This is a genomic window from Mesorhizobium sp. AA22 (assembly GCF_001672375.2).
Classification (GTDB): Bacteria; Pseudomonadota; Alphaproteobacteria; order Rhizobiales; family Rhizobiaceae; genus Mesorhizobium; species Mesorhizobium wenxiniae.
The window spans coordinates 6,392,620-6,418,140 of record NZ_CP048406.1 but is presented as its reverse complement, the minus strand read 5'-3'; the positions used below and the strand labels follow the sequence as shown (position 1 = coordinate 6,418,140).

Below are 25,521 nucleotides of genomic sequence, written 5' to 3'. Positions count from 1 at the left end.
GCATCTCAACCAAGCCTCGGCATCCAATAGATTAGGAGATAGATCGGAATCCAGGTCAGGACCACGAAGTCCCAGTAGAAGACGTTGTCACCCACGTCAGCGAAGCGTCGGCCACTGTTGGCGTGGCGCGTGAACATCAAAGCGGTCAAAACCAGCGTGTCGCCGACATCGGTGATCAGGTGCGCGGTGTGGAGGCCGAGCAAGACCCAGAGCATAGAGCCGTAGGCATTGGTGTCCCAATAGATGTTGAGGGCTGGAAACTCGAACCAGCGCACGACAAGCGGCGCGATCCCGAGTAGCGACATCACCACGAGGCCAATGCGCACTGGCACCATCGCGCAGGCCTCAGCATAGCGCTTCAATATGTGGTTAGGGACTGCGCTGGCGAGCAGCAAAAGCGTCACGATCGTGCCCGGCCAGTGGTTCGGTGTGGGCGCGCTCAACGGCCATTGCGGTGACAGGTAGGCGAGGTAAAGATAACTCCCCGCGGCAAGAGCGAATCCCATGCCCTCGAGTGCCATGAAGGCGAGAGTGCCCCACCAGGTCGGGGTACGCGGTCCGTGCCCGAAGGTCGGGAGCTCGGAAAGATCGACGGCAGGACGCGGTTTCATTCCTCGTCCTCCGGACCGCCTCTCGGCCAGAACCAGCCAATCAAAGTGATGGCGATCGGTCCCGCTCCCCAAACCACTGCCCATGGGCTGAAGATGGAGTAGAGAAAGGTACCCCCGACCGCGAGGGCGGCCAATAGCGGCCAGATCGACGACGTTGGCGACTTTTCGCGTAAGTCGGGATGCGCCTCCGCCACTGTCGAGATGACCAGTTCGCGTGCATCAACCCGAAGCCCCGTCGCTACCGGAAGCGTTCCGCGTTCCGCCCATAGCGGCTCGACGTGCGTCACGACCGGCATGCGGGCGAAATTGTAACTCGCTGGCGGCGATGACGTCGCCCATTCCAACGTGCCTGCATTCCAGGGGTTGTCGCCGGCCGGGGCGCCCCTCAGGGCGCCGTGCACCACATTTACAGTGAAAAGCGCGAAGCTCACGAACAGGACAACCGCGCCAGCGGTGATGAACAGATTGATGTCACCCCAGCCGAGCTCCGCCGGATAGGTGTATACCCGTCGTGGCATGCCCCAGATGCCGACAATGTGCATCGGGAAGAACGCCGCATTGAAGCCGATGAAGGCGAGCCAGAAATGCCAGCGCCCGAGGCGCTCGTTCATCATCCGGCCGGTGATCTTGGGAAACCAGAAATAGGCGGCGCCCAGCAAGGGAAATACCGACCCGCCGATGAGCACGTAATGGAAATGCGCGACCACGAAATAGGTGTCGTGAACTTGCAGGTCCAACGGCACCGACGCCAGCATGACACCGGTCAGACCACCGGCGACGAAAATGAAGAAGAAGCCGAACACGAACAATAGCGGCGTCCTGATGATCGGCCGACCATCCCAGAGCGTCGCCAGCCAGCAGAATATCTGCAGACCGTTCGGAATGGCGATCAACATGCTCGATGCGGTGAAGAAGCTCGCGCCGAGCTTGGGCAGACCGGTGGTGAACATGTGGTGGACCCAAAGGCCGAATGACAAGAACCCAATGGCGATCAGCGAAAGCACCAGCCCCAGATACCCGAACACCGGGCGCCGTGCGAAGGCGGCGATGATCGAGGAGACCATCCCGGTTGCCGGCAGGAAAATGATGTACACCTCGGGATGGCCGAAGAACCAGAAAAGATGCTGGAAGAGCAATGCGTCGCCGCCTTCGGCGGGGTTGAAGATGTGGGTGCCGACCAGCCGGTCCAGGATCAGGAACGTCGAGGCGATCATAACCGCCGGCATCGCGAACACGACCACAAAGGAGGTGACCAGCATCGCCCAGACGTAGAGCGGGATCTTGTCAAGCGACATCCCAGGGGCGCGCTGCTTCAGAATCGTCACGATGGTTGCGACCGCGACCGCTAGTGCAGAGACCTCGGTATAGGTGATCATCTGCGCCCAGACGTCGGCGCGCTTGCCTGGTCCGAATTCGGGACCGGACAGCGGCACATAGGCGAACCATCCGACATCAGGCGCCATGTTGAGCGCGAATGACACCCAGGCGAACATGCCTCCCGACAGAAAGATCCAGAAGCTGAAGGCGACTAGGCGCGGAAACGCGATATTGCGGGTGCCAACCATCAGCGGAACAAGGTAGATGCCGCTCGCCTGCACGATCGGCACGGCAAACAGGAACATCATCGTCACGCCATGCATCGTGAACAACTGATTGTAGAGGTCCGGCCCGATCAGCCCGCGCTCGGGGCCCGAGAGTTGGACCCGCATGGCGACCGCGTTCAGCCCACCGAGGCATAGGAACACGAAAGCGGTGATCAGGTAATGCCGCGCGACGATTTTGTGATCCACGGTTGAAAGCGCGCCGATGATGCCAGGTGCAGTCTGCCACGTTCGCGCAAGCCAGCGGTCAAGGCTGCCATCGTCGAGGCCAGTGTCGCGCGGGCCGTCGCGCTCAGGGGCCAAATTGCCTTCTGAGGCCAAGCCGCGTTCGCGAGCGAGGTCGGCGCTGCTCATCTCAAGGCCTCAAGATAAGCGACGATCGCATTCAACTCGTCGCCGTTCAGATCCACCACCGGCATATGGGCGCCCGGCTTGATCCCCTGCGGATCGGCTATCCATGCTGCAAGGTTGCCGCGGCTCATCGTCAGCGTTCCGGCTGCCAGCGTTTGCCTGCTGGCGACATGGGTCAGATCGGGGGCGACCGTGCCGCCGGCGATGGTGCCGCCGATCTTGTGGCACATCACGCAGGGCCGCTTGAGGAACAGGTCATGGCCGGCTTTCGCCTCGGGCGAGGCGGGCGGGGCGGCCGGCCTCAACTGGTCGTTCAGCCAGGCGTCGAAGACGGGCCGAGGCTCGGCGATGACGAGGGTGCTCATATTGGCGTGCTGAGCACCGCAGAACTCGGCACATTGGCCCCGATAGACGCCCGGCTTGTCCGCCTTAAGATCAAGAACGTTCTCGTGGCCCGGAACGAGGTCCAGTTTGCCGGCCAGATTCGGCACCCAGAAGGAATGGATGACGTCGGTCGAGGTGAGAATGAACCGCACCGGCTCGCCTGCCGGGATGTGGATCTCGTTCGCGGTCGTCAGGATGCGGTTCGGCTGGCTGTCTTCATAGCGCACCTCCCACCACCACTGATGCCCGGTCACGCGGATTGTCAGCGCGGCATCCGAGCCGATGGCAGCGAGCGTCCTGTTGGCGAAGAAGCTCAACAGCGTTAGCCCGATCAGGATCACTGCGGTGGCCCCGAGCGCCGCAAACACAATTCGCGTCTTGTGGCGCTCGGAAGCGGTATCGAGGACAAGCGGATCGCCGATCGGTCGTGCGCGCCGGATCAGGGTCATGAGCAGCACGGTCATCACCAGCAGCCAGACCACGGCGCAGAGCGCGGTGAAGAACCAGATCAGCCACGCGAGCTCGCCCGCTGCCGGGCCCTTTGGATCAAGGGCGGATTGCCCGCCACTGCATCCTGCGAGGAGCAGAATGGAGGCTGCGCCGCACATCACCCAAACAAGGCGTCTCACGGCGACTTCCCCAGTGTCGCGGCATTTCGCAGGCGATTTTCGGATGGGTGCACCATCATGTCGTCGTCGCGCCCAGGCGCGGCGGAGGAGGGTACGTTGCCGCTCAGCGAGCGGACAAAGGCGGCAAGCTCCCAGATCTGATCGTCGGGGACCCTGTCACGGAAGCTCGGCATCCCGTTCGGGCGCCCGTCTCTGATCGTGGCGTGGATGCTTTCGATCGAACTGCCGTAAATCCACTTTTCGTCCATGAGCGCTGGTCCCATGCCGCCACCGCCATTGGCATGGCATCCGGAACAGTTGAACCAGTTGAACAGACGTTTGCCCTGGCTAAGATGGAACGCGTTTGCCTCGAACGCCGCTGCCTTGTTGTCGGACGGGGACGGCCGCTCGCCACCTGGCGCAAGGACAGTGACCGGCGTCGCTTGCTCGCCCGAGCCGAGCGCCGACTGGGGGCGGGTGTCGCGTTCCGAGCGCTGGCATCCGGCAATGGCGAGCATTGCGCACAACAGCAAGAGAAGGCCGCGGTTCATTTCACGGCGCTCCAGCAGTATTGAGCCGGGGCATGCCGTACTCTGCCAGAATCGCGTTGATCTCGCCGCGGTGCTTTGCAAGGGCAGCGTCCACTTCGCTGCGCAGCACATTATCCTCGTGGCGCACGCCCATTGAGATGTCGTAGATCATCGGCAATTGCGGACCGTCTATCCGAGGTTCAACCGGCGTAATTCGCAGCGCCACCTGCTGTCTGTCGGCAAAGTAGCCGGCCAGCGGGCCCCAAACGACGGCCATATCGATCTCGCCGCTCGCGACCGCTTCGATGATGCGGGCCGGAGGGTTCGGCGCAGAATAGTCGCCGTAGACCGGGAAGCCGATGAGATGGCCGACGATCCCGCGGCGTCCGAGCGCCTGGACGGGTGGGGAGTTGGCGCCATCATCGCCGATCAGCTGGACACCGATGCGCAGATTACGCAAGCGAGGATCGTTGAAGGACCTGACTTGCTGTGCCTCCTTGCGCGTCACGAAAACGTAGGACGAGCGGTAATAAGGCGCGGTGGTGCGCAGCATTTCGAGATTAGTGGGCATGCCGGGTACGAGATCACACAGACCGGCTTTCAACGTGTTGCGGATAAAGCCGCGGCGCTGCGCCCACCAGGTATAGGAAAGAGTTGCGCCAAGTTCCCTGGCGACAATCCCTGCGATCCTGTTTTCAAAGCCTTCACCGCGAGCGTTGGAGAAGGGCATGTTGTTGGGATCGGCGCACACCCGCAGCTCGCGGGCGTTCGCCAGGGCGGCAACAAGGGACAAGGCCAATACGCAGATCGTCACGACAAAATGCCGGGAACGCATTCTCCCCTGTCGCGCAGGCCCGCCGATCGCTTCAAGGCAGCCGGAATACATACAGCGTACCTCCCGGCGTGGTTACGTCCTTCAGATCCTTCATGACGTTGGCGAAGCCGAGCGCAGCGGTGGCGTCGCGCGGGTCGAGATCCCCCGACACGATGGCACCTGCCCAGCCACCGACACCCGACAGGATCGCAACATATTGGCGCCCGTCGGGACCGCGATAGGTGATCGGCTGGCCGATGATGCCGGAAGAGGTCTTAAACTGCCAAAGCAGTTTCCCGGTCGTGGCACTCACCGCCTTGAACCAGCCTTCCATGGTTCCGTAGAATACGACGTTGCCGGCGGTAACGACGGCACCGCTCCACACCGGGAAATTCTCCTTCAGGATCCACGCCGGCTTGGCGGCAGCGACATCCCAGGCGGTGAAAGCGCCGCGATGTCCGCCCGGCCCGGGTATCATGCGGACATTCATGCCGACATAGGGCGTGCCGGCGATGTAATTCACCTCGACGCCTTCTTCGTCCATGCACAGATTGTTGTGCGGGATGTATAGCAATCCGGTCTTGGGCGAGAATGCCGAGGGCTGCCAATCCTTCAGGCCGGACGCGGTCGGGCAGATGTTGCGTACGACCTTGCCGGTGCCGGTTTCTTTCTCCGGGTTTACTATCAGCCGGCCTGTCTTGAGGTCGACTCCCTTGCTGGAATTGACTGGGCCGAATGGTACAGCGGACAAGACCTCGCCAGTCATGCGATCCAGCAAGTAGACATAGCCGTTGCGTTCCGGCCGGACGAGCACCTTGCGGGGCTTGCCCTGCCAGGTCATATCCAGCAACACCTGCTCGTTGATGCCGTCGTAATCGTGCAAATCGTGCGGGGTCCACTGATAGAACCATTTGGCAGTGCCGGTGTCGGGATCGCGGGCGAAGATGCCGGACGTCCACTTGTTGTCGCCGGGTCGCAGGTCGGGATTCCAGGGACCGGGATTACCGGTACCGTGAAAGATCAGGTCCAGGTCGGGGTCATAAGAAATCCAGCCCCACACATTGCCGCCGCCGATTTTCCAGGCGTCCGGCGGCCACGATGTGACGCCGAGATCCTTGCCCTTGTCCATGTTGTAATGTGGCTTGAAGTCCGGGCCGATCAGCACCTCGGCATCCGGGCCGGTGCTGTAGGCCGTCCAGATGACATGCCCGTCGCCGGCGTCAAGCGCCTTGATCCAGCCGCGCACGCCCATTTCGCCGCCGGAATTGCCCACCAGAACCATGCCCTTTACCACCAGCGGCGCCATGGTGATGGTCTCGCCGATGTTGATGTTGCCGATATGGGTGTTCCAGACCGGTTTGCCGGTCGTCGCGTCGACCGCGATCGTATGTCCGTCGAGCGTGTTGAAGTAGAGACGCCCATTGGAGAAAGCCGCACCCCGGTTGACCACATCGCAGCAGGCAACACCCTGCGCAGCAGGCTCGGGATTCGGCTCGAACTTCCACTTCATCGGTGCGCCGGGTTTGGTAAGATCAAGCGCGTAGAGGATATTGGGAAAAGGCGTCACGATATACATCGTGTCGCCGACAACCAGCGGCGCAGCCTCCTGGCCCTTGTTCACGCCGGTCGAGAAGGTGAAGGCTACCTGCAGGGTCTTGACATTGTCCTCGGTGATTTCAGCGAGTTCGCTGTAGCGGGTCGAGGCATAGTTCTTCGCCGGCATCGTCCACTGGCCGTCGTCGGGTGGAGCCGCTGCAGCAGGCGGCTTTATGGCAGGCTCCGCCGGCTGGGCGACCGCTCCGGCCACTGTCGCCAAGCCCGCCAGCAAGGTCCAGCCGATCACCCTCATTTTGGTGCGACCGTCTATCGTGGCCATTGCCTTGTATCCCCTCTGGCAGGCGCCCCAACCTTCACCGCCACCTCCTGTCTCATTCGTGCATCGAGCCGCCGACCCCGGCGCCGAGCTCCGCTGCTATGTCCGCCTCGCTTCCCGCACACAATGGATGGCCCCAGCCGGAAGCGCTCTTCCCGCCAGGGTCAAGATCATAGACGATGGCGTCTTTGCGATTTGGATTGACGCCGGCCGGCACATTGTCCAATCCAAGCGCAGCACGCGTGCGCCATGCGACATTGTGATCGGCACAGGAGGAATCGCCGCTTACACCAAGCCCCCCGATGATCCCTTTTTCATCGTAAAGTGCCAAACCGCCGCCAAATGCGACTATGCCCCCGACGAGCTTTCCCGTCAGCGGGTCGCTGGAACTTCCAAATGCCGCAGGATTTCCGGTATAAGCGGCCGCCTGGTTGACAGGGTTGGTGGCTTGCAGGCCGAACAGGGGTCCGCCGGGCTGGACCGCCGCATAGAGGTTAGCGGTCGAAAGGGCCATGTGGGCAAGGCTGAGCCCGTTGGCCGTACTGGCCTTTTCGGCTGCGACCAGACGGCTGCCGGGCCATTGCGCGTCGGCCGTGGGACCGCTGTAGGCGACGGCGCAGACTGCTCCGTCGCGAGCCACGACCGCCGCCCACTCATGGGTGTCGAAGCCGCCATTGCCAGGGCCGCCACTCGCCTTAACGCTCGCCTTGAGGGCGCTGAGCAGTCTGCCATGGTCAGCAGGGCACGGCGCCTGCGCCCAGGCTTTTTGCTCGACGTAGCCGATCGTTAGCAGAAACAGACCCAATGCTACTGAGGCAGTCCAATGACGATCCATCGCCCGCGCCGCGTTTATTGAACTCCCTAACGCATGAGAGCCGCAAAAGTGCCCAGCGTCATGAAATAAGATGCAAGATTGGTTTGGCTCGGAAAGCAGCGCACTTGCGTTCGAACTGAACGGTTCTGCGCCGCTCTCGGTTCGAGTCCAGATTCGCATCTGCGGAAGAAAAGCGAGGTCAGCTTCCTCACCGCCGCCCTGGGCAAAAGCTCTCGCGCAAGCCAGCCTATTAGGCGATGCACTGGTTGAGGTCGGCATCATTGAAGAACTGGTAATCAAGATCACGATCAGCATCGGCTGAACTTGCAAACGCTTGGACCCGACAAATCGATCGTCATGCGGCCTCGCTGACGTCGATGATCAGGTCGTGGCGGGCGGCAGGGATGAGTTCGGCGTCGAACTGTCGGAACCGAGTGCTGGCTTAGTCCGCGCGGTAGATCAGGAACCGGGCGAATTGTGAGGGGCGGCAGATGATGGTCTTTCCGACACGGAGTGCCTCATAGGCCTGGCTGAACGTCATGCCGAAAGCCTTCTGCGCTGCTCGCGACGTGGCGGCGCGGTTGCAATCAGAGTCCTTCATGGTGAAACGGACACGGTCGTAGGAGATCATGGGCAGGTGCTCCAGAAATTGGTGAGGTCATCGTAGGGCGGGCGCACGCGCCTTTCCCTCACCGAGGACGTCGACGAGCTTCGTTTGCTGTTGCGGTTGCGGGTTTTGGGTCGGATCAGGCGGTGGCGCGGGCACGATTCAGGAAATTTTGTTCCGTATGGAACACCGGCTGGGTGAGCCAGTTTGGCTCCTGCAGCATCTCGTGTGCAGACATGCTGCAGATCGGATTGCACCTCCGATCAGCCCGCGCCCTTATTCCTCCCGATGGGCGCGGGCGCCGGCCGGTGCTGCGCTTCGCGCGCCGAACGAAGGTGTGAACGTCATGCCGTCCACCTCGATACGCAGAACGGAATACGATCCGGAACGCAAAACCCTCTCGGTGTGGTTCGTGGCCAGCGGTAAACGCTACCAGTTTGAGGATGTGCCGCCGGAGACCTTTGCGCAGTTCCGAGCCGCCTTCGCCAAGGGCCGCTTCTTCAACGACCACATCCGCAATCAATTCCGGTACCGTCTGGTTGGCACTCAATAACGAGCTTCAATGGCCTGAACCTGTCGAAGTCCTACGGAGATGCGATTCTGCAACGGGGTGCGATTTTTTGGTGTATGATAATGCTGCAGAACAAAATCTCTGGGCGAAGGGGGTTTGTCATGCCGATTTGTGGAACAGCCGAGGATGCGGGTGTCTTCAACCCGACAGAGTTGGCGCTACTTGGCCGCGTGTTCAATCGTTTGAAGATTGACGGCCAATCGGAACAACAGCGCGAATCGCTCGCGTCCCGAATTATTGCCAATTACATGGCCGGTGTGAGGGACGAGGAGGAACTTCTTTCGGCTTCCAAACTACCGCTTGGCCGGTGAACTAGTGATGACTGTGAGTCACACGATCGAGGGCGCGGCGGGCTTCGGCCAAATTCTTCTCTAGCAGGGCTTCGCTTTCCGAAAGGACATGTCCGCACCGACGCTCATGCTCTATGACCCTGTCTTGACAAGACACCGCGTTCTCGTAGTGAGTGACGAGGTTGGAATATAGCTGCTGCATCGTACTTCTCCCTGATTAGGCGAAAGCACGTTGCTCGCTCTCAAGCGCTCAATTGCCGGAAGGTATGGGCGACCGGGAAACCCTACGCTTCTTAAGGGCAAAGCGCCACCGTACACTCGCCAACCGTGCCTAAAGGTGCCAACCGGCGGTTGGTAGACGCGACGCAGCTGGCGAGCGTAGGTTCCTCCGATCCGGGCACAAGCCCCCCGCCCACCCCTCGTGCCTGGTGAACTACTGAAGCCCGCTGTGCCGAAAGGTGCGGCGGGCTTTTTTGACTTTCGTATGGAACACCCAGCTCAGGGAAGGCGTTCGACTCCTGCAGCATCTTCTCCTGTGAGCCAATGCTGCGAGATCGGTGTCCCCTCCCGATCAGCCCGCGTCCTTCCCCTCCGTAGGGCGCGGGTTTCATCCATTTGGCTTTGCGCTGGTCGTGGAACGTCTCTCGCGCGGAATCACGTTCTGTTTACTCTAGTAAGCGCGACGACAGCAAATATCGCAGCGGCCTGACAACGAACTGGCTGAAGACCAAGAGCTGGACCGTCGACGAGTTCGAACTGCTCGGCGTCGAGCGGGAGCCGGGCAAGGCGGCATTCGCGCTTTTAGCGGAACCCGGCACGGGGAAGTATGTCGGTTCGGCGTTCATCAGCCTGGGCCGCGACATGAAGGAGCGGCTGTGGAAGCGGGTCCAGGAACACGCTGGGCCGCCGCCCGAGGCCATGAAGAAGCGCCCGGCGCCGCAATGGGTCGGGCCTGGCGTAAAGCTGCGCATCAAGCATCTTCGCGGCGACCACAGCAAAATACGTCATGCGTCGTTGCTGGGTTTCAGTGACGAGGAGTAGGTCAGCACTGCTCAGAGCGCGGGCCGTTGAAATTGTTGGATTTTCATCCTGACAAGGCTTATAATTATCTTGGGCGCCGTTGTCGGATTCAGCGCACATCGTGCTCCTACCCATCCAAAGGAGGGTGAGGACATGAGAAAGCCTCTGGCGCTCATTTTTGAGGACGAGCCGATAATCGTCATGAGCATCGAGTCGTCGCTAAAAGCGGCTGGCTTTGCGGTGGCCTCAGAGCCAAGTTGCGTTCGTGCAAGACAAATTTTGGCCCTTGTCCAGCCGGACGTCGTTATCCTGGACGTGCTCTTGCGGGACTGCGTTAGCTCTTCGGTTGCTGAAGAACTCGTGGCCCGCAATATCCCCTTTGTAATTTACAGTGCCACGGACATCGAGGGCCGAGGTGAGGCGTTCAAGGCCGGTACCTTTGTCGAGAAACCTGCGGACGAATGTGTGCTGGCAGCTTTGGCGAGTTCGCTGGCCGCGCACCGCGCACCGCGCACTCTGATCCCTTGGTGCCCGTTGTCCTCTTGGTTCGCTCATGAGGGACTCGATCTATTTGGAAGAGCGGCTGGCTAAAATCTGCGCCAGCGCATAGGATGTGAGATCGTCGGCCACGCATTTCGGGCGCTGACGCTTGGGAGCGACCATCGCACTCCTGCCCCAAACGCGAGGCATTTGTGTGATGGCAAACGAACCAAGGCGGACCAGCCTGACGAACGAACATGTAAGCGCTCTCGCACGGGAGTCCGGTGCCACTGAGCAGGAGATACGCGATATTGTATCACTTATCGGCGTCGATCGGGCATCGATTCTGAGAGAAGCGCGTCTCTTGAGTCGTGGCCGAGGCCCGAAGCTTTAAGGCTTCGCTGCGGCGATCATCACGCACCTAGAGCACCACAAGATACACACAGGGCACGAGGGCTAGGCGGGCGGTGTGCCCGGTGCGCAGAAACGCTACGCACCCGCGGCGCACGTCTACCCAACTCAGTTGGAACGACTTCCTGCCGTCGAAGCTTGCCGTCATCCCGGATCGTTGCCGGTCGAAACCAGACGGTATCGGAAGTGATTACGGATGTGCTCGTTAAAATAGCGGCCCTTGGCAAAGGCGGCTTTGAATGCGGCGAAGGTCTCCGGCGGCACGTCCTCCTCAAATTCGTAGCGTTTGCCGCTGGCCACGAACCACCCCGAAAGGACTTTGCGCTCCGGATCGAGGTGTTGGCATGACGGGTCGCTCGATTAAAATCCGTCAACGATCGGAGATGCCGTCGCGTTCTTAGATAGGGCTATCTTATGGGACTCACCGTGCGGACCGCCCGCGCGGCTGTCGCATCCGCCGTGGAGCGACCGCGACCAGACTTGGTGGCAGGGTTAAACACCGCTCATCCTTATAATATTGACGAGGGATGTGGATTGTTAAAAGGAAACGGATTATTTGCCTGCCGGAGCGGGTAAATCACACTTCTTTGGTGAATCCGATAAGTTAGTGAGTCCGATAAGACAAAGGAATATTCTATGACCAATTCTCCCGAACGCGATGGCCAAACGGATATCGTGTCGATTGCCGCCGACATTGTTGCCGCCTATGTGTCGAACAATCCACTGCCGGTCGCCGAGTTGCCGAAGCTAATCGGCGATACCCATGCCGCTCTGCACGGGATCGGCACGCCGGCAACGGAACCTGTGGTCAAACAGCAACCGGCAGTCTCGATCGGGAAGTCGGTCACAGCGGATTACATCATCTGCCTGGAAGACGGAAAAAAGTTCAAATCCCTGAAGCGCCATATCGGAGTTCACTACAATCTGAGCCCTGATGAATACCGGCAAAAGTGGAATCTACCGGCCGACTATCCAATGGTGGCGCCGAGCTACGCGGCCACCCGCTCTGCTATGGCGAAATCAATTGGACTCGGGCGCAAGGCCGCGGTGCCTACACCCGCACCGGCAGCAAAACCAAAACGGGCTGCTCCGACGGCGGCAACAGCAACAAGCCCAGCAGCAATCAAGTCGCCGATGAAGAAGGCGCGCAAGGCACCCGCCAAAGCGTAGCGGCTGAACCTGATAGCGGTGACGAACCTGAACAATAGACTTAGTGGAGGGAAGCGGCCCGCTACGCTTTTTATTCCATCCTCTTCGCTAGACTTTCTCCGCACAGTGAGCATTGGTTCTGTATTGACGCGTAGTCGAGCGTATGCAGCAGCGAAGGACGCGCTGCGGTCGCCAAACCCAAGCGGAAGATTCCTATGCCCTTCGACAGGCCGCCGCACTGCTCGACTGGCTAGGCTTGATCGTTTTTGCGATTTCGGGCGCGCTGGTCGCCTCGCGCAAGCAAATGAACGTAGTCGGCTTCGTCCTGCTCGGCACGGTGACGGGCATCGGCGGTGGCACGCTGCGCGACCTTCTTCTGGGCTTGAGCCCCGTTTTCTGGGTGCGGGAGCCTGCCGTTCTTCTCGCATGCGTCATCGTATCATGCGCAGTGTTTTTCACCGCTCACATCCCGCAGAGTCGCTACCGCTTGCTCCTGTGGCTCGATGACCCTCGGTTTGGCACTCTTCGCTGTCACGGGTGCGGAGCGCGCTTTGCTTGCAGGCTCAGGGCGGTGGTGGCGGTGGCTATGGGAGTGGTCACGGCCACCTTCGGCGGAATCATTCGTGACGTGCTGGGCAATGAAAGTCCAATAGTGCTTTCCCGTGAAGTCTATGTCACGGCAGCCCTTGCTGGGGCGATCGTCTTTGTTGTGCTCACGAATATCGGATTAAGTCGCGAGGTCGTGCTCGGGGCAGGTCTCATTGCCGGGCTGCTCGTGCGCGGCATGGCGTTGCATAAGGGATGGTCGCTGCCACGCTATCGCGAGCGGCGGGGGCGAACGCCCGATGAGATCGACCGCCTGGATCGAAGTGCATAACGTTCCCGAGCCCTGCCAGTCCGCCCCGGGCGCTATGCCAACAGGGACTCGAGGCGTATGGCCGGTCGCACATAAGCGCCATCACGCGGCTCGACCTCGGGGTACCAGAGCAGCAGGGTCTGATCATCGGCATCGGCTTCGTCGAGCTCCACCCGTCCGGTGCCGTTCGTAATGTCGGCACGTTGGGCGGTGAGGAAGTCTCGCAGCGGGCCTGTGATATACGCACGGCAGGCGTCCCGGATAGTGTCGAGCTTGGCGCGGCGCTTCTTGTTCGACAGTCCCTCAAGCTCTTCGACGGAGGCAGCCTCGTCGAGATCGTCGCGGACCACGGCAACGTCGATGTCCTCGGAAAAACGCTGGATGAGGCCATAGCCTTTTGACAGCGACGTGCCGCCCTAAAGCAGCCGTGGCTCGCCCGCAGGCCGGTCGTGGTAGAGCGAATTGAGGGCCAGCAGACCCAAAAATCCTTTCGACATTGCCCACCGGAACTCCGATCCGATTGGCCGTGGCGAGGAACAGGTCGAGCCGGTCACGTGGGGAATGCCGCGATGATCTGAGCATCGGGATTCATGGCTTCGCCTCGCGCGGGTCCGCCCTCAGGATTTCGCGGAGGAACTCCTGCATACCGTCATCATGTGGTAGTCTGGCCCGCATGACGACGCTTCATCTGAATTGGCGTGGAAGACGGTGAATCCGGCAAAGCCGAATAGAACGCATCCGCCGAAATGGATCGAGCCTCAGCTGACGCGCCTGGTCGACGAAGCGCCCAACGGCCCCGATTGGCTTCACGAAATCAAGTACGACGGATACCGCATGCACGCGCGGATCGACGGCGGCGACATCCGCTTGCTCACCCGCACCGGCCTCGATTGGTCGCATCGCTATCAAGCGACGATAGCGGCCCTCCGCGCGCTCTCGGTGAAAGACGCATATGTCGACGGGGAGCTGTGCGCCGTTCGGGCAGACGGGGTCACCTCCTTCAGCCGCCTGCAGGCCGCTATGGACGAGGGCCGCACGGGCGATCTTGCCTTCTTTGCTTTCGATCTTCTGTTCCTGAACGGAGAAAGCATTGCGAAGCTACCGCTCATCGACCGCAAGGCGCGACTGGAAGGCCTGTTTTCGACCGACATGCCCGGCCTGCGCTTCAGCGATCACGTGATCGGCGACGGGCCTGCGTTCCGCAAGCACGCCTGCCGGCTTGCACTCGAGGGCGCTATCTCAAAGCGGATCGACAGCGCCTACGCATCGGGCAATCGCGGCCTATGGGTCAAGTCAAAGTGTCTCAACAGAGAGGAATTCATCGTCGTCGGCTGGACCGATCCGACTGGAAGCCGCCCGCATATCGGCTCGCTGCTTCTCGGCTACTACACCGATGATGGTCGTCTGCTGTACGCGGGCCGCGCCGGCACGGGCATCGCGGTTGCAGAGCTCAAGCGATTGGCTCGCCGGCTTGGGCCACTTCAGACAGCTCGAATGCCCCTCGACGTTCCGCCGCCGCGCGAGAGCCGGTTCGGCTCGCCGCTTGAGCTGTCGCGCGTGCATTGGGTCAGGCCTGAAGTGGTGGTCGAGGTCACCTATCTCACCTGGACGGAAGACAATCTCCTGCGCCAGGTCTCGTACCAAGGCGAGCGTCAGGACAAGCCAGCCCGGCAGGTGGTGCGCTCCCCGCCCTATCCCTGATCGACATCGGGCGCCGTTTCGCTTCAAGTCACCCGACTTGCTCTACCTGCAGTGTGCCGGGTGGAAGGGTCTTGATCAGCGACTTCGCCGACACCGTAGGGTCAAGCCAGTCCGTCCACACGCTGCGATCGAGGATAACAATCTGCCTGTCATGATAGGGCGCGATATCGGGCCCAGGCTCCATCGTCAGCATGGTGAAGGCTTCGCCGACCTCCGGCGTGTCACGCCAGATTCCAGCAATGCAGAAGATCGGCTCGTCCTTCTTTGTGAAGAGCCACTTGTCCTTTCGCTTCTTCTGGGGGTCTATCGGATCGGTGAACTCGTAGAAGCCGTCCGCCACGATGAGGCACCGGTTTGACGAGAACTCCCGGCCCTCTGAACGGAAATTATAGACCGGCCGCTTGTTCGGTCCGGGCCAGCTCCAGCGACGTTGCATCATATCGCCTTCGCCCCGGACGCCCTCAATAGTCCTGATGATCGGCGCCACGTCCGTGATCTTGATGTCCTCGCGCGCCTGGAGGTTCGGCGCACCTTCTCCGAAGCGAATCTTGATCTTCAGGTCGGCGAAGTCCTCCACGATCGAAGCGACATCCACCGTCAATCGATAGTCATTGCACATCAGTCCTCCGTTCCAGCGCATTGCACCGCGATCGTGTTCTTGTAATGTTCTCGCGATTATGAGCGCGAAGGTTTTCGATTCCGACGCAATTGCTCGACGAACGTCGCGTCATCATACGGAGCGACGGCGGCGATGTTGAGATGGCAGAGTTGCCTTGGGGCCTTCAGCCCAGCGAAGTTGGAGGCAGGCCCTTCACCGTCGTGCGCGCTGAGGGCAGGACGTTTCCCAGTCACCGTTGCCTCGTTCCGGCATCCGAGTTCCGGCACCGGAGTAGGGGCAAGGCCTATAGCTTCTCGCTCGCCGACGGTGACTGGTTCTATTTCGCTGGAGTCTGGCGCCCGGCGACACGGGACTGGCCTGAGGCTTATGCCATCCTGACGATCGAGGCGAACGACGACGTGGCGCCCTTCCACGACCGGCAGATGGCGGTGCTGCGGCGCGATCAGCGAATGGCTTGGCTCGACCGGACCTGCTTGGAAGAAGAGCTGCTTCGGCCGTTGCCTGCCGGCACGTTCGTGGTTTCGCAGCCGCGCAAAGCATCTGCACAGGCGGCGCTCGCATTTTAACCCGAACTTCGTGATTGGCGTCGCCCTGCGGGCCGGGCTGTTGGCGGAGCTGAAGCCCCAAAGGGGTCTTCACCCGTTCGGGCAGCCATCCCTGACGCGCACTGGGGCTGTCGTGCGAAGAGGACGGGGTGCATGTTTACCGCGATCCGGCGATGGGTCGAACACAGACGGGCGGAGGAAGAGCGCGGCGGTACCTGATGGCAGGTGGTGTTGCCGCTTGCGCGCTGCGGCCGGCAAGGGAAGCTGCGCCGCGGCCTGCAGTTCCGGAAACCCGGCACTATCGCCGGGTTGCCGGCCGCGCCCTTGCCCGCCTTGCTCTTCGCGGCATCCGGTTTCATGCCCCATAAGCTTGGGGCGGGAATCGGATAGGAAGGAGCGCGTCAGGGGACGTGCAGGCGAATATGGAAAAAGCAGAACTGGAAGAGCTGAAAGAAAAAGTGCCCTGCGGCGCCGTACTGGAGCATTGCGGGTTTGCGCTCGATCTCAAGGAGAGCACGCGCAGGGCGATGAAACATCGCCGCGGGGACGCAATCATCATCGTCATCCATGACGGCAAGGGCTGGTTCGATCCGCTTTCGGACGCCAAGGGCGATGTCTATTCGCTGGTCCAGCATCTGGACGGTTGCGATTTCCCGGAAGCATTCGTTCAGGTCGCATCCCTGGTCGGCTTCGTGGCCTCGGAGCCAGCTTGGACGCGGCAGCCCCGGGAACGCGAGCCGGATCTTTCCATTCCCGAACGCTGGCGAGCCCGTCGCAAGCCATGGCGCGGATCGGCGACCTGGCGCTACCTGCGCGACGATCGGCATATTCCTGAACCGGTGATCCGCACCGCGATCACTCGGAACGACCTGCGCGAAGGCCCGCATGGCAGCATGTGGGCGGCACATACCGATGCGGCCGGCATCGTCACCGGTTGGGAGGAACGCGGCCCGGAATGGCGCGGCTTTGCGACGGGCGGCAGCAAGGTGCTGTTCCGGCTCGGTCCGGCAGAAGCCGGCCGCGTCTGCGTGACCGAAGCCGCCATCGACGCCATGAGCCTTGCTGCGATCGAGGCAAGCAGACCAGACACGCTTTATGCCAGCACCGGTGGCGGCTGGTCGCCGGCGACCGACGCGGCGATCCGCGCCCTCGCCATCAGACCCGAAACCCAGCTCGTCGCGGCCACTGACAACAACAAGCAGGGCGACATCTATGCCGGCAGGCTTCTCGCCCTTGCTGAGGAGGTCGGATGCGGCGCCGAGCGGCTGCGCCCCGTGGCGGCTGACTGGAACGCCGATCTGAAAGTGAGGGCGGAAGCAAGAGGAATGGAGGAAGGAGGCCGACTGCCGCATGCCCGCCGGGCGCGTCAAGGGTGAAGCTCCGCCCGGCTGCGCCGGCCCTTGACCCGCCCGGGCGGAGAGGCGGCCGCGGGGGAGGGGTCCGGAAGGGCTGAAGATGATGGTGATCCGCGAGGGATGAACCGCGCTCCGGCCCGCAAGTGGCCAGGAGCCTCCCCATGACCCTCCAATCCTCCATCCGCAAGATCTACTTCGGTGTCGCCGACCGCCGGCAGATGTTCCGTCTGTTCAACCGCCATGCCCAGCGGCCCGATCGTTGGCAGAACGACGACAGCGCCCTGTTCGCCGGAGAGTGGTTCGAGATCGCGCGCGCCGGGCACGACTACATGCTCGACATCCTGCCGCCGCTCTGGATGCGCGGGGAAATGTTCGCCATGCGCGAGTTCCTCACCGACAGCGTCACCAGTGTCTTCTACACGCTGCGCATCGACGGCAAGACCCGCCACTTCCACGCCTATTGCGACCTGGCGCAGCCGCGTTCCCCGGTCGAGATGCGCGACGCCATCGTCGAGCGCGAGTCCTGGCCGGTGAAGGCCATGACGCATGACGAACGCCTGGAGCATGTCTGGAGCGCCACGCACGACGAATATCGTGGCTATGCCGGGGACCGGTTCTTAGCCCGGCATCGCGGCAAACGGACCATCCTCGTCTATGGCCTGGGGCGGACCGAGCTCAAGCTGCTCGACGATCTCACCGAGGAAGAGATCGCGGCCAAGCTGCCGGTGCATTTGCGGCACCTCCCCATTCGCGTAGCGGCGTGAGGTGTGAGCGATGTTCACATTTCCGATTCTTGCCGTCCGCAAGGTCGTCGATCGCGGCATTGCCGATGCTGCCGCCAATGGCGGCTTTCGCAATCCCTACTACGGCACCCGCCCCGGCGAGGGCGAGAAGCCCGGCCTCTGGCTGGTCGGCGACGACGGCGTCTACATCATGTCCAACGGCAAACTGGCGGAAGGATCGCGCGCCCTCGTCGTCTATGCCGAGCAGTGCCATCCCAAGGGCGACGGCGACTGGTGGGACTATAAGCGCCGCCATTTCGGCGCCGATGACGGTATCGAGTTCATCGAGGCCGAGCGGTTGATCCCGCCCTTCAACCGCAGCATGCGGGCCACCCACCTCAATGTGCAGCTCACCGAGACCGAAATCGCGCTCTCGCTGATCACCCGCTGACTTTTTCAAACCCGCGACGCCGATCGCCCGGCCGGACCTGTTCGGCCGGCGGTTCGTGCACGCCTTCACGTATGGAGACTTTCCAATGTCCAATGACGATCCCTTCACCATCGACCTCTTCGGCAATACCGCGCTTTCGTCCGGCACCGGTCTCGGCGTCACCGCCTTCGGCAGCGATTTCGAAGCCGGGGTTCCTGTGGACGAACGGCCTCCAGCCCCGGCTGCTCACGCCAAGCCCCTCATGCAGCCCGCCGGACACGGGCGCGTCAATACAGCCACGGCTCGCGGCCAGAGCTTCTTTCTCGAAAGCGATCGCGGCCTGGCAAAGGGCTGGAAGCAGCGCGCCCGCGACAATCTCGCCGCCATTCGGCTCGCCGCGGAAATCGAGGCCGAGGACCGGCCGGCAACGCCCGAGGAACAGACCCGGCTCATTCGCTTCACCGGCTTCGGAGCCTCGGACCTCGCCAATGCCGTGTTCCGGCGTCCGGGCGAAACCGCTTTCCGGGACGGCTGGGACGAGATCGGCGCCGAGCTCGAGGACGCGGTGTCGCGTCAGGACTATGCCTCGCTGGCGCGCTGCACGCAGTATGCCCATTTCACGCCGGAGTTCATCGTCCGGTCGATGTGGTCCGGCCTGCAGCGGCTCGGCTGGCGCGGCGGCAGGGTGCTCGAACCCGGCATCGGCACTGGCCTGTTCCCCGCCTTGTTGCCGGCGGAACTGCGCGACCAGGTGCATGTCACCGGCGTCGAGATCGATCCGGTGACCGCCCGCATCGCTCGCCTGTTGAAGGCACGGGCACGTATCGTCAACGCCGACTTCGCGCGCGCCGATCTGACGGCCAGTTTCGACCTCGCCATCGGCAATCCGCCGTTTTCGGATCGCACTGTCCGCTCGGACCGCGCCTATCGGTCGATGGGACTGCGCTTGCATGACTATTTCATCGCCCGTTCGATCGACCTTCTGAAGCCGGGTGGCCTCGCGGTCTTCGTGACGAGCGCGGGCACGATGGACAAGGCGGATTGTTCGGCTCGCGAGCATATCGCGAAGTCCGCCGATCTCGTCGCCGCAATCCGCTTGCCCCGGGGCAGCTTCCAGGCCGATGCCGGCACCGATGTGGTGGTCGACATCCTGTTCTTCCGGAAGCGCAAGCCGGGAGAGGCCGAGGGCGACGTTACCTGGCTCGACACCGACGAGGTCCGCCCTGCGGATAGCGATGAGATTGCGATCCGCGTGAACCGCTGGTTCGCCGGGCATCCCGATTTTGTGCTCGGCGCGCATGCCGTCACGTCGGGTCCTTTCGGCGAGGCCTACACCTGCCTGCCGCATCCGGGCGTCGATCTCGCGGAGGGGCTCCCTGCGGCGATCTCCCGTCTCCCGGAAGCCATCTATGACGGCGAGCCCGAGGCAATCGACCGCGACGGCGACGACATCGACGGGGCAGGGGAGTCGCTTCCCAACGCTCCCGCGATCCGTGAGGGCGGCTACTTCATCGCGTCGAATACGGCGCTGATGCAGATGGTCGACGGGGGTCCGGTGACTCTTCCCCTGCGCAAGGGGCGCAGCGCCGACGGCGTGCCCGACAAGCATGCGCGCATTATCCGCAAGCTGATCCCGATCCGCGATGCGGTGCGCGAAGTTCTCAAGGCCCAGGAGCTCGACCGACCCTGGAAGCCGGCGCAGATCAAGCTGCGCATCGCCTGGTCGAACTTCGTGCGCGCCTTCGGGCCGATCAACACCACGGTCGTCTCCACCAGCGAGGATCCCGAGACCGGTGAGGTGCGCGAGACGCATCGCCGTGCGAACCTGCAACCGTTTCTCGACGATCCCGATTGCTGGCTGGTCGCCTCGATCGAGGACTACGACCTCGAGACCGACACGGCCCGGCCCGGTCCGATCTTCACCGAACGAGTAATCGCACCGCCCTCGGCGCCCATCATCACCTCGGCCGCCGATGCCCTGGCCGTCGTTCTCAACGAGCGCGGCCATGTCGATGTTTGATCTCATCGCCGAGATACTGCATGCGGACGCCGATGCTGTCATCGCCGAACTGGGCGACGCCATCTATCGCGACCCGGAGTCCGGCTCCTGGCAGACCGCCGATGCCTATCTTTCTGGCCAGGTCCGCGACAAGCTCAAGTCGGCCGAAGCGGCTGCCGGTCTCGATCCTGTCTTCGAGCGCAATGTCCGCGCCCTGGTCGAGGTCCAGCCGGCCGATCTCGGCCCGTCCGATATCACCGCGCGTCTCGGCGCACCCTGGATTTCGGCTGCCGATGTCGTGGCCTTCGTCAAGGAGACGATGGGCGCCGAGATCAGGATCCACCACATGCCCGAGCTCGCCTCATGGACGGTCGAGGCACGACAACTTTGCTACATGGCGACCGGCACCTCGGAATGGGGCACTGAACGCCGGCATGCCGGCGAACTCGTCGCCGATGCGCTGAACAGCCGGGTTCCGCAGATCTTCGACATTATCAGGGACGGCCAGGCCGAGAAGCGCGTGCTCAATGTCGTCGAGACCGAGGCCGCGAAGGAGAAGCTCACCAAGATCAAAGCGGCATTCCAGACCTGGATCTGGTCCGACCCCGACAGGACCGACCGGCTGGCGCGGGTCTACAATGACAGGTTCAACAACATCGCGCCCCGGCATTTCAACGGGGACCATCTCAACCTTCCGGGCGCCTCGGGCGCCTTTTCTCTTTATCGGCACCAGAAACGCGGCATCTGGCGCATCGTCGCGGCCGGCGCGACCTACCTCGCCCATGCCGTGGGCGCCGGCAAGACCATGACCATGGCCGCCGCCATCATGGAACAACGTCGGCTCGGTCTCATCGCCAAAGCCATGCTCGTCGTGCCCGGGCATTGCCTGGCGCAGGCCGCGCGAGAATTCCTGGCGCTCTATCCGACCGCTCGTATTCTCGTCGCCGACGAGACAAATTTCATCAAGGAAAAGCGGCATCGCTTCCTGTCGCGCGCGGCAACCGCGACATGGGACGCAATCATCATCACCCATTCCGCCTTCCGCTTCATCAGCGTGCCCTCCGCCTTCGAGCAGCAGATGATCCACGACGAGCTCGAGCTCTACGAGACGCTGCTGACCAAGGTCGAGAGCGGCGATCGCGTCTCGCGCAAGCGGCTCGAGCGGTTGAAGGAGGGCCTCAAGGAGCGCCTGGAGTCGCTGGCCACCCGCAAGGATGACCTGCTGACGATCTCCGAGATCGGCATCGACCAGATCATCGTCGACGAGGCGCAGGAGTTCCGCAAGCTCAGCTTCGCAACCAATATGTCGACATTGAAGGGCATCGACCCGAACGGCTCGCAACGCGCCTGGGACCTCTATGTGAAGTCCCGCTTCGTCGAGACGAAGAATCCCGGCCGAGCGCTCGTGCTCGCCTCCGGCACGCCGATCACCAACACCCTGGGCGAGATGTTCTCGGTGCAGCGCTATCTCGGCTACGCGGCGCTGCTGGAGCGTGGGCTGCACGAGTTCGATGCCTGGGCCTCGACCTTCGGCGACGTCACCACCGAGCTCGAACTGCAGCCCAACGGCAAGTACAAGCCGGTGACGCGCTTCGCCACCTTCGTCAACGTCCCCGAGCTCATCGCCATGTTCCGCTCCTTCGCGGATGTAGTGATGCCCGAGGACTTGCGCGAATACGTGAAGGTGCCGGCGCTCTCGACCGGTACACGGCAGATCAGGACCTCGAAGCCGTCAGCCGCCTTCAAGCGCTATCAGGTCCTGCTCGATGCCCGGATCAAGGCCATCGAACAACGCGAAGGGCCGCCCGAGCCGGGCGACGATATTCTGATGTCGGTCATCACAGATGGCCGCCACGCGGCGATCGACCTGCGCCTGGTCGATGCCGACAATGACAATGAGGCGGACAACAAGCTCAACGACCTTGTTTCCAATGCCTTCCGCATCTGGCAGGAAACCGCCGGCAACGACTATGTCCGCCCCGACGGCAAGCCGTTCGAGCTGCCGGGCGCTGCGCAGATGATCTTTTCCGATCTCGGCACGATCAGCGTCGAGAAGACCCGCGGCTTCTCGGCCTATCGCTGGATCCGCGACGAGCTGGTGCGCAGGGGCGTCCCGGCGTCCGAAATCGCCTTCATGCAGGATTTCAAGAAGTCCGAGGCCAAGCAGCGGCTGTTCGGCGACGTCCGTGCGGGCAAGGTGCGCTTCCTCATTGGCTCTTCCGACACCATGGGCACCGGCGTCAATGCACAGCTCCGCCTCAAGGCGCTGCACCATCTCGACGTGCCTTGGTTGCCCTCGCAGATCGAGCAGCGCGAGGGTCGCATCCTTCGCCAGGGCAACCAGCACGACGTCATCGACATCTTCGCCTACGCCACCGAGGGTTCGATGGATGCGCAGATGTGGCAGAACAATGAGCGCAAGGCCCGGTTCATCGCGGCCGCGTTGTCGGGCGACACGTCGGTTCGCCGGCTCGAGGACCTCGGCGAAGGCCAGGCCAACCAGTTCGCCATGGCCAAGGCTATTGCTTCGGGCGATCCGCGGCTGATGCAAAAGGCGGGTCTTGAAGCCGACATCGCGCGGCTCGAGCGGCTACGGTCCGCACATCAGGACGACCAGTTCGCCATCCGCCGGCAGATCCGCGATGCCGAGCGGGATATCGAATATGCGACGCGCCGGATCGGCGAGATCGGCCAGGACCTCGCGCGCCTCGTTCCCACCACGGGCGAGGCCTTCCGCATGCGCGTCGGCGAAGAGATGTCAATGAGCGCAAGCTCGCCGGACGGGCTCTGATGAAGGAGATTCTGACCCTCGTGCAGCTTCAGCACGAAGACGAGACCGTCATCGCCTCAGTCGGCGGATTCGAGCTCGCATATTCGGGCCAGCGCTTCGGCAAGGACGGCTATCGCTATGCCACCATGCTGGTGCGCACGGGAGCCGAGACGGAAATCGAACTGCCCGTCACCACGACGCCATTGGGCGCAATCGCGAAGCTCGAACACGTTCTGTCCAACCTGGATGAAGAACAGGAGCGCACCCGTCATCGGCTTGCGGAGGCTGAGCGTCGGCTTGCCGCCTATCGCTCCCGCGAGGGCGGAGCCTTTGCCTTCTCGGATGAACTCGCGGCCAAGCGCCGGCAGCTGGCCGAAATCGAAACGTCGCTGGCACAGGATATCGACGGGGTGAGGCCGGAAGAGGCAAGGGCGGCCTGAAAGGACCAGGAAGAAAGAGAGGACTGCTCGCAGATCGGGTGGTCCGCCGACGCTGGCGCTCAATCGCCCCAGTCGCGATTCCGGCCCGTCGTCCCGCGCAGGGCTGAAGAAGCCCCGCTTGGCCAGCCGGGCAGGAATGCTCGGGCGCAATTGCACCGGCCCGCCCGCTCCGCGGGCCGGGGGATGTCTTCGGAAAGAAGACGAGACAGGACCGGCGATGGGCCGCGTCCACAACCTCCAAGGAGCATTCCCATGGAACTGAAGTTTGTCGATCCGCGCTCGCTGAAGGACAATCCCGACAAGGCGCGCCGCTCCAAGTCCAGCCCGCAGGCCGATGCCCTGCTGCTGGCGACGATCAAGGCTGTCGGCATCGTGCAGCCGCCTGTCGTCGCTGCCGAATCCGATGGCGGCAACGGCTTCGTCATCGACGAGGGCCACCGTCGCGTGAAGCAGGCGATCGCCGCCGGCCTCGAGGAGATCGCCGTTCTGGTCGTGCCTCGGGCAGAGGATGGCGGCGCCATGCGCTCGCTCGTTACGACGATCGCGCACGAGCAACTCAATCCCGTCGACCAATGGCGCGCTATCGAACGTCTCGTGGCGCTCGGGTGGACCGAGGAGGCGATCGGCATCGCGCTCGCCCAGTCGGTGCGCCAGATCAAGAAGCTGCGCCTGCTCGCCAATGTGCTGCCGGCGATGCTGGATCACATGGCCAAAGGCGACATGCCCGACGAGCGGCAGCTCCGCACGATCGCGGCCGCCTCGCTCGAGGATCAGAAGGAGGTCTGGAAGGCCAACAAGCCGTCCAAAGGCGACCCGCAGGTCTCGTGGTCGAGTGTCGCCAACGCTCTCGCCAAGACCCGCATGTATGCGCGCGATGCCAGCTTCGGCGACGACCTCGCTCAGGCTTACGGTATCGCCTGGGTCGAGGACCTGTTCGCCCCGGCTGACCAGGACACCCGCTACACCATGGACGTCGACGCTTTCCTCGGCGCCCAACAGGAGTGGATGACGCAGAACCTTCCGAAAAAGGGCGTCCTCGCCGAGGTCAGTAACTACGGCGAGGTCAAGCTGCCGCCCAAGGCCGAGCGCGTCTATGGCACGCCCAAGAAGTCGGACCACACTACGATGTACCTTGACCGCGAGGGCAAGGTGAAGACGGTCCACCTCCGCATGCCCGAGGCCAAGAAGAAGGCCAGGGGTTCGGAAGCGGGCGATGCTGCCAACGACACGATCGTCGTCTCCAAACCGCGCCCCGACGTTACCCGCAAGGGTATCGAGATGATTGGTGACCTGCGCACCGATGCGTTGCATGAGGCGCTGTCGCGGGCGCCGATCGAGGATGACACCCTGCTCGCGCTGCTCGTCCTTGCCTTCGCGGGGCAAAACGTCCGGGTCGATTCCGGGGCCGGCGGCGATTTCCGCTTCGGCGGGCGATTCGGCCGGCACGCGGCTGCGCTGTTCGATGCCGAGGGCAAGTTCGCCTTCGACACCGACACGCTGCGCATCGCGGCGCGCGGCGTCCTGATCGACGTGCTCTCATGCCGCGAAGGCATCAGCAAGTCCGGCATCGTCGCAATCGTCGCCGGCGGCACGATCGGCGCGGACGGCTTCCTCGCCAATATGGGCACGGAGGACTTCCTCTCCTGCCTGTCGCGTCCGGCGCTCGAAGGCTCGTGCAACGATACGCCGGTACTGCCGCGCGCCCGCGTGAAGGACACGCGCGCCGCGCTCGTCGAGCACTTCAAGGAGGGCCATTTCGTTCACCCGGCGGCGCTGTTTGCCCCCGATGCGATCAGCCTTGCCGAATGGCTCGCTAAGAGCGCCGTCACGGAGGTTGAGGAGGATGATGTGCCTGACGCCGGGGGCGTCGGCGGCGAGGACCAGGCGCCCGAGGACCACGAGATCGAGGAGGGCTATCGGGAAGCCGCTGAGTAGCGCCCCGCTTCTTCTTTCAATCACTACGCCGCCGC

Annotated in this window: 20 protein-coding genes and 4 pseudogenes; 13 read left to right on the top strand and 11 right to left on the bottom strand. The window is 62.8% G+C overall.

Going from position 1 to position 25,521, the window contains the following annotated elements:
• Positions 1 to 5 precede the first annotated feature (5 nt).
• From A9K68_RS30300 to A9K68_RS30265, 8 genes are all read right to left on the bottom strand, one after another.
• Positions 6 to 611 (bottom strand): cytochrome c oxidase subunit 3, encoded by a 606-nt coding sequence (locus tag A9K68_RS30300; protein ID WP_065008882.1) that lies wholly within the window; start codon positions 609 to 611, stop codon positions 6 to 8.
• Entirely contained in the window at positions 608 to 2,566 is a 1,959-nt protein-coding gene (ctaD, locus tag A9K68_RS30295; protein WP_082982438.1) for a cytochrome c oxidase subunit I, read from the bottom strand. Before ctaD ends, A9K68_RS30300 begins: the two co-directional genes overlap by 4 nt.
• Complete coding sequence (coxB, locus tag A9K68_RS30290) at positions 2,563 to 3,555, bottom strand: cytochrome c oxidase subunit II (protein ID WP_065008881.1); 993 nt, start codon at positions 3,553 to 3,555, stop codon at positions 2,563 to 2,565. The genes ctaD and coxB overlap by 4 nt, the downstream gene beginning before the upstream one ends.
• A gap of 17 nt (positions 3,556 to 3,572) precedes the next feature.
• Positions 3,573 to 4,106, bottom strand: coding sequence for a c-type cytochrome (locus A9K68_RS30285; RefSeq protein ID WP_065008880.1), 534 nt, complete (start codon positions 4,104 to 4,106; stop codon positions 3,573 to 3,575).
• A gap of 1 nt (position 4,107) precedes the next feature.
• Positions 4,108 to 4,971: a substrate-binding domain-containing protein gene (locus tag A9K68_RS30280; RefSeq protein ID WP_082982437.1), complete on the bottom strand. Its 864-nt coding sequence runs from the start codon at positions 4,969 to 4,971 to the stop codon at positions 4,108 to 4,110.
• Complete coding sequence (locus A9K68_RS30275) at positions 4,952 to 6,775, bottom strand: methanol/ethanol family PQQ-dependent dehydrogenase (protein ID WP_065008879.1); 1,824 nt, start codon at positions 6,773 to 6,775, stop codon at positions 4,952 to 4,954. The genes A9K68_RS30280 and A9K68_RS30275 overlap by 20 nt, the downstream gene beginning before the upstream one ends.
• Before the next feature lie 52 nt (positions 6,776 to 6,827).
• The gene (locus tag A9K68_RS30270) at positions 6,828 to 7,901 is read right to left on the bottom strand and encodes a heme-binding protein (RefSeq protein WP_348626647.1); all 1,074 of its coding nucleotides are present in this window, start codon (positions 7,899 to 7,901) and stop codon (positions 6,828 to 6,830) included.
• A 127-nt stretch (positions 7,902 to 8,028) separates the two neighbouring features.
• Complete coding sequence (locus A9K68_RS30265) at positions 8,029 to 8,217, bottom strand: hypothetical protein (RefSeq protein ID WP_065008877.1); 189 nt, start codon at positions 8,215 to 8,217, stop codon at positions 8,029 to 8,031.
• 157 nt (positions 8,218 to 8,374) lie between these two features.
• Between A9K68_RS30265 and A9K68_RS32185 the strand changes: the two genes are divergently transcribed.
• The 4 genes from A9K68_RS32185 to A9K68_RS30245 all read left to right on the top strand — a co-directional run bounded on the left by A9K68_RS32185 (position 8,375) and on the right by A9K68_RS30245 (position 10,665).
• Positions 8,375 to 8,746 (top strand): KTSC domain-containing protein, encoded by a 372-nt coding sequence (locus A9K68_RS32185; RefSeq protein WP_245430163.1) that lies wholly within the window; start codon positions 8,375 to 8,377, stop codon positions 8,744 to 8,746.
• 80 nt (positions 8,747 to 8,826) lie between these two features.
• Positions 8,827 to 9,075: a hypothetical protein gene (locus A9K68_RS30255; protein ID WP_348626646.1), complete on the top strand. Its 249-nt coding sequence runs from the start codon at positions 8,827 to 8,829 to the stop codon at positions 9,073 to 9,075.
• A 594-nt stretch (positions 9,076 to 9,669) separates the two neighbouring features.
• A complete protein-coding gene (locus A9K68_RS30250; RefSeq protein WP_141246633.1) occupies positions 9,670 to 10,095 on the top strand; it encodes an ATP-dependent DNA ligase in 426 nt (141 codons plus the stop codon).
• Between the two features lie 132 nt (positions 10,096 to 10,227).
• Positions 10,228 to 10,665 carry a response regulator gene (locus tag A9K68_RS30245; RefSeq protein WP_095780346.1) on the top strand — a complete coding sequence of 146 codons (438 nt, stop codon included), beginning with the start codon at positions 10,228 to 10,230 and terminating at the stop codon, positions 10,663 to 10,665.
• Positions 10,666 to 11,109: 444 nt separating this feature from the next.
• On the opposite strand, the pseudogene A9K68_RS30240 reads toward A9K68_RS30245, so the two are convergent.
• Positions 11,110 to 11,286: pseudogene (locus A9K68_RS30240) on the bottom strand (KTSC domain-containing protein); the annotation flags it as partial.
• 315 nt (positions 11,287 to 11,601) lie between these two features.
• On the opposite strand from A9K68_RS30240, the gene A9K68_RS30235 reads away from it, so the two are divergent.
• Together A9K68_RS30235 and A9K68_RS30230 are read left to right on the top strand one after the other, a co-directional pair.
• A complete protein-coding gene (locus tag A9K68_RS30235) occupies positions 11,602 to 12,135 on the top strand; it encodes a MucR family transcriptional regulator (protein WP_065008873.1) in 534 nt (177 codons plus the stop codon).
• A gap of 142 nt (positions 12,136 to 12,277) precedes the next feature.
• Positions 12,278 to 12,991: a trimeric intracellular cation channel family protein gene (locus tag A9K68_RS30230; protein WP_280952214.1), complete on the top strand. Its 714-nt coding sequence runs from the start codon at positions 12,278 to 12,280 to the stop codon at positions 12,989 to 12,991.
• A 44-nt stretch (positions 12,992 to 13,035) separates the two neighbouring features.
• On the opposite strand, the pseudogene A9K68_RS30225 reads toward A9K68_RS30230, so the two are convergent.
• Positions 13,036 to 13,552, bottom strand: a pseudogene (locus tag A9K68_RS30225) (nucleotidyl transferase AbiEii/AbiGii toxin family protein); the annotation flags it as partial.
• 126 nt (positions 13,553 to 13,678) lie between these two features.
• On the opposite strand from A9K68_RS30225, the gene ligD reads away from it, so the two are divergent.
• A complete protein-coding gene (ligD, locus tag A9K68_RS30220) occupies positions 13,679 to 14,671 on the top strand; it encodes a non-homologous end-joining DNA ligase (RefSeq protein ID WP_065008872.1) in 993 nt (330 codons plus the stop codon).
• Between the two features lie 28 nt (positions 14,672 to 14,699).
• On the opposite strand, the gene A9K68_RS30215 is transcribed toward ligD, so the two are convergent.
• The gene (locus tag A9K68_RS30215) at positions 14,700 to 15,290 is read right to left on the bottom strand and encodes an SOS response-associated peptidase (protein WP_065008871.1); all 591 of its coding nucleotides are present in this window, start codon (positions 15,288 to 15,290) and stop codon (positions 14,700 to 14,702) included.
• A 55-nt stretch (positions 15,291 to 15,345) separates the two neighbouring features.
• Between A9K68_RS30215 and A9K68_RS30210 the strand changes: the two are divergent.
• From A9K68_RS30210 to A9K68_RS30185, 6 genes and pseudogenes are all read left to right on the top strand, one after another.
• Positions 15,346 to 15,856: pseudogene (locus tag A9K68_RS30210) on the top strand (SOS response-associated peptidase).
• A gap of 401 nt (positions 15,857 to 16,257) precedes the next feature.
• Complete coding sequence (locus tag A9K68_RS30205) at positions 16,258 to 17,211, top strand: DUF3991 and toprim domain-containing protein (protein WP_065008903.1); 954 nt, start codon at positions 16,258 to 16,260, stop codon at positions 17,209 to 17,211.
• Positions 17,212 to 17,351: 140 nt separating this feature from the next.
• Positions 17,352 to 17,954 carry a DUF1419 domain-containing protein gene (locus tag A9K68_RS30200; protein WP_065008870.1) on the top strand — a complete coding sequence of 201 codons (603 nt, stop codon included), beginning with the start codon at positions 17,352 to 17,354 and terminating at the stop codon, positions 17,952 to 17,954.
• A gap of 10 nt (positions 17,955 to 17,964) precedes the next feature.
• The gene (locus tag A9K68_RS30195) at positions 17,965 to 18,363 is read left to right on the top strand and encodes a DUF3085 domain-containing protein (RefSeq protein ID WP_065008869.1); all 399 of its coding nucleotides are present in this window, start codon (positions 17,965 to 17,967) and stop codon (positions 18,361 to 18,363) included.
• A gap of 85 nt (positions 18,364 to 18,448) precedes the next feature.
• A pseudogene (locus tag A9K68_RS30190) lies at positions 18,449 to 23,551 on the top strand (DEAD/DEAH box helicase family protein).
• A 252-nt stretch (positions 23,552 to 23,803) separates the two neighbouring features.
• Complete coding sequence (locus A9K68_RS30185; protein WP_065008868.1) at positions 23,804 to 25,486, top strand: ParB N-terminal domain-containing protein; 1,683 nt, start codon at positions 23,804 to 23,806, stop codon at positions 25,484 to 25,486.
• The last annotated feature ends 35 nt before the right edge of the window (positions 25,487 to 25,521 follow it).

Excerpts from the sequence above, each read along its gene's own strand:
- A9K68_RS32185 (WP_245430163.1), top strand. The coding sequence starts at position 8,375 with ATGGAACACCGGCTGGGTGAGCCAGTTTGGCTCCTGCAGCATCTCGTG.
- A9K68_RS30200 (WP_065008870.1), top strand. The coding sequence starts at position 17,352 with ATGACCCTCCAATCCTCCATCCGCAAGATCTACTTCGGTGTCGCCGAC.
- A9K68_RS30300 (WP_065008882.1), bottom strand. The coding sequence starts at position 611 with ATGAAACCGCGTCCTGCCGTCGATCTTTCCGAGCTCCCGACCTTCGGG.
- A9K68_RS30215 (WP_065008871.1), bottom strand. The coding sequence starts at position 15,290 with ATGTGCAATGACTATCGATTGACGGTGGATGTCGCTTCGATCGTGGAG.
- A9K68_RS30235 (WP_065008873.1), top strand. The coding sequence starts at position 11,602 with ATGACCAATTCTCCCGAACGCGATGGCCAAACGGATATCGTGTCGATT.
- A9K68_RS30275 (WP_065008879.1), bottom strand. The coding sequence starts at position 6,775 with ATGGCCACGATAGACGGTCGCACCAAAATGAGGGTGATCGGCTGGACC.
- A9K68_RS30230 (WP_280952214.1), top strand. The coding sequence starts at position 12,278 with ATGCAGCAGCGAAGGACGCGCTGCGGTCGCCAAACCCAAGCGGAAGAT.
- A9K68_RS30280 (WP_082982437.1), bottom strand. The coding sequence starts at position 4,971 with ATGTATTCCGGCTGCCTTGAAGCGATCGGCGGGCCTGCGCGACAGGGG.
- A9K68_RS30195 (WP_065008869.1), top strand. The coding sequence starts at position 17,965 with ATGTTCACATTTCCGATTCTTGCCGTCCGCAAGGTCGTCGATCGCGGC.
- coxB (WP_065008881.1), bottom strand. The coding sequence starts at position 3,555 with ATGTGCGGCGCAGCCTCCATTCTGCTCCTCGCAGGATGCAGTGGCGGG.
- A9K68_RS30255 (WP_348626646.1), top strand. The coding sequence starts at position 8,827 with ATGCTGCAGAACAAAATCTCTGGGCGAAGGGGGTTTGTCATGCCGATT.
- A9K68_RS30245 (WP_095780346.1), top strand. The coding sequence starts at position 10,228 with ATGAGAAAGCCTCTGGCGCTCATTTTTGAGGACGAGCCGATAATCGTC.
- A9K68_RS30270 (WP_348626647.1), bottom strand. The coding sequence starts at position 7,901 with ATGCTGATCGTGATCTTGATTACCAGTTCTTCAATGATGCCGACCTCA.
- A9K68_RS30285 (WP_065008880.1), bottom strand. The coding sequence starts at position 4,106 with ATGAACCGCGGCCTTCTCTTGCTGTTGTGCGCAATGCTCGCCATTGCC.
- A9K68_RS30185 (WP_065008868.1), top strand. The coding sequence starts at position 23,804 with ATGGAACTGAAGTTTGTCGATCCGCGCTCGCTGAAGGACAATCCCGAC.
- A9K68_RS30205 (WP_065008903.1), top strand. The coding sequence starts at position 16,258 with ATGGAAAAAGCAGAACTGGAAGAGCTGAAAGAAAAAGTGCCCTGCGGC.
- ctaD (WP_082982438.1), bottom strand. The coding sequence starts at position 2,566 with ATGAGCAGCGCCGACCTCGCTCGCGAACGCGGCTTGGCCTCAGAAGGC.
- A9K68_RS30265 (WP_065008877.1), bottom strand. The coding sequence starts at position 8,217 with ATGATCTCCTACGACCGTGTCCGTTTCACCATGAAGGACTCTGATTGC.